4 protein-coding genes are annotated in these 2,728 nt (G+C 70.2%); all 4 read right to left on the reverse strand.

Going from position 1 to position 2,728, the window contains the following annotated elements; genetic code table 11:
• On the reverse strand, positions 1-138 hold a 138-nt coding region (locus tag VH969_RS34600; RefSeq protein WP_414638652.1), incomplete at its 3' end, for a 2Fe-2S iron-sulfur cluster-binding protein.
• The gene (locus tag VH969_RS32580; RefSeq protein ID WP_331981482.1) at positions 138-386 is read right to left on the reverse strand and encodes a sarcosine oxidase subunit delta; all 249 of its coding nucleotides are present in this window, start codon (positions 384-386) and stop codon (positions 138-140) included. The genes VH969_RS32580 and VH969_RS34600, both read right to left, overlap by 1 nt.
• Before the next feature lie 15 nt (positions 387-401).
• Positions 402-1,616, reverse strand: a complete 1,215-nt coding sequence (locus VH969_RS32585) for a sarcosine oxidase subunit beta family protein (protein ID WP_331981485.1) — start codon at positions 1,614-1,616, stop codon at positions 402-404.
• A partial coding sequence (locus VH969_RS32590; protein ID WP_331981488.1) for a trimethylamine methyltransferase family protein occupies positions 1,616-2,728 on the reverse strand: 1,113 nt, incomplete at its 5' end. The genes VH969_RS32585 and VH969_RS32590, both read right to left, overlap by 1 nt.

The raw sequence follows: 2,728 nt of genomic DNA on the forward strand, positions 1-2,728 counted from the left end.
GCGCCCCACCGCGACGACCCCGTTCGCCAGCAACGCCGACGCGACCGTATCGCCGCGGTAGCCCGGGTAGGACACCCCGTCCACGGTGCACGTCAGCGGCGCGGAGCGGTCGATGCGGCCACCCTCGGCGAGCCTCATCAGCGGTCCTCCAGGAACTGGTGGGTCACCGTGTCCCGCACGACGTCGAACCACCGGCGGCAGCCGTTCGTGTGCACCCAGCGCTCGGCGAACGGGCCCTTCGGGTTGTCGCGGACGAACACGTACTCGGCCCACTCCGCGTCGGTCAGCGCCTCGGGATCGTCCGGATAGGACACGCCGGCCTGGCCGCCGTAGCCGAACTCCACCTCGTCCCGGTCGCCGCACCAGGGACACCGGATCAGCAGCATGCGAAACCCCCGTGGTCAGTGCGCCACGGCCGCGGCGCCGTGCTCGTCGATCAGCGCCCCCGTCGTGAACCGGTCCAAACCGAACGGTTTGTTCAGCTCGTGCGGCTCGCCGGTCGCGATCGTGTGCGCGTACACCCACCCGGACGCCGGTGTGGCCTTGAACCCGCCGGTCCCCCAGCCGCAGTTGACGAACAGCCCGTCGAGCGGCGTCGGTCCGATGATCGGCGACGCGTCCGGCGAGACGTCGACGATCCCGCCCCACGTGCGCAGCACGTGCGCGTGCCCGAAGATCGGGAACAGCTCCAGCGCCGCGGCCAGCTGGTGCTCGATCACGTGCACCGAGCCGCGCTGGGCGTAGGAGTTGAACGGATCGATGCCCGCGCCCATGACGAGCTCGCCCTTGTGCGCCTGGCTGACGTACACGTGCACGTGGTTCGACATCACCACGCACGGGTGCACGGGCTCGAGCAGCTCGGACACCAGCGCCTGCAGCGGGTGGCTCTGGATCGGCAGGCGCAGACCGGCGAGCGCCGCGAGCACCGAGGAGTGCCCGGCGGACGCGAGCGCCACCGCGCCCGCCCGGATCGGCCCGCGGTTCGTCTCCACGCCGATCACCCGGTCGCCGTCCCGGACGAACCCGGTGACCTCGCAGCCCTGCACGAGGTCCACGCCGAGCCGGTCCGCGCCACGGGCGAACGCCCACGCGACGTGGTCGTGCTTGGCGATCCCGCCCCTCGGCTGGAAGGTCGCGCCGAGCACCGGGTAACGCACGTCCTGGTCGACGTTGACGATCGGGCAGAACTCCTTGACCCGCTCGGGAGTCAGCCACTCCGCGTCGACCCCGTTGAGCCGGTTCGCGTTCACCCGCCGCACACCCTCGCGGACGTCGCCGAGCGTGTGCGCGAGGTTCAGCACGCCGCGCTGGCTGAAGAGGATGTCGTAGTCGAGCTCCGCGGACAGGCCCTCCCAGAGCTTGAGCGCGTGCTCGTAGATCCCCGCGCTCTCGTCCCACAGGTAGTTGGAGCGGATGATCGCGGTGTTGCGGGCCATGTTGCCGCCGGCGAGCCAGCCCTTCTCCAGCACGGCGACGTCGGTGATGCCGTGGTTGCGCGCCAGGTAGTAGGCGGTGGCCAGCCCGTGCCCGCCGGCACCGATGACGACGACGTCGTAGGACCATTTCGGACTGGGGTTGCGCCAGAGGAAGTCGGGATGCTCGACCACGCCGTCCATCAGTCCCCCAGCTCCTTGCGGCGCCGCGTCACGTACTCGGCCAGCTCCTCGCGGATCGCCTCGTCCAGCGGCGGCTGCTCGTACTCCTCGAGCTTCTTGCGCGCGATCTCCCCGGCCCGCGCCGACGCGTCCTTCGCGCCGTTGCGCATCCAGCGCTCGTAGTTCTCCGAGCTGGACAGGAACGGGCGGTAGAAGCAGGTCCGGAACCGCTCCAGCGTGTGCGCCGCGCCGAGGAAGTGCCCGCCGTGGCCGACCTCGGTGTGCGCGTCGAACGCCAGCGACTCCTCGGTGATCTCCAGTGGACGGAACTCCTGCTGCAGCATCTCCAGCACCTGCACGTCGATCACGAACTTCTCGTACGACGAGACCAGCCCGCCCTCGAGCCAGCCCGCGGAGTGCATGACCCAGTTGATGCCGGCGAGGAACGTCGGCAGCATCGTCATCAGGCCCTCGTACGCGGCCTGCGCGTCGGCCGTCTGGCTGGACGTGAGCCCGCCGCCCGAGCGCACGGGCAGCCCGAACCGGCGCGCGATCTGGCCGGTGCACAGCAGGCCGACGGCCGACTCGGGGGTGCCGAAGCACGGCGAGCCGGACTGCATGTCGATGTTGGACAGGAACGAGCCGAAGATCACCGGTGCGCCCGGGCGGATCAGCTGCGACAGCGCGATCCCGGACAGCGCCTCGGCCATCTGCTGGGCGAGCGTGGCCGGAATGGACACCGGCGACATCGCGCCCATCAACAGGAACGGTGTCAGCACGACCGGCTGCCCGGCCGAGCTGTACTCGAACTGGGCCTCGAGCATCCGGTCGTCCCAGCGCAGCGGCGAGTTGCAGTTGATGAGCGAGATCGTGGCCGGCGTCTTCTCGATCGCCTCGCGGCCGCCGAAGAGGATCTCGGTCATCCGGATCGTGTCGGCGGCGTTGACCGCGGAGACGACGTTGCCCATGTAGAACTTGTCCGTCAGCGTCTGCAGCGCGTAGGTCATGTCGAGGTGCCGCGAGTCGAGCGGCGCGTCGTTCGGCTCGCAGATGACCCCGCCCGCGGTGTCCAGGACCGGGAAGCTCTGCGCGAGCTTGACGAAGTTCTCGAAGTCGGCGAGCGACCCGTCGCG

It is taken from the genome of Actinophytocola sp., from assembly GCF_036555685.1.
Taxonomy (GTDB): domain Bacteria; phylum Actinomycetota; class Actinomycetes; order Mycobacteriales; family Pseudonocardiaceae; genus Actinophytocola.

What these genes read in the sequence shown, in the direction of transcription:
- VH969_RS32580 (WP_331981482.1), bottom strand. Translation starts at nt 386, where the DNA reads ATGCTGCTGATCCGGTGTCCCTGGTGCGGCGACCGGGACGAGGTGGAG.
- VH969_RS32585 (WP_331981485.1), bottom strand. Translation starts at nt 1,616, where the DNA reads ATGGACGGCGTGGTCGAGCATCCCGACTTCCTCTGGCGCAACCCCAGT.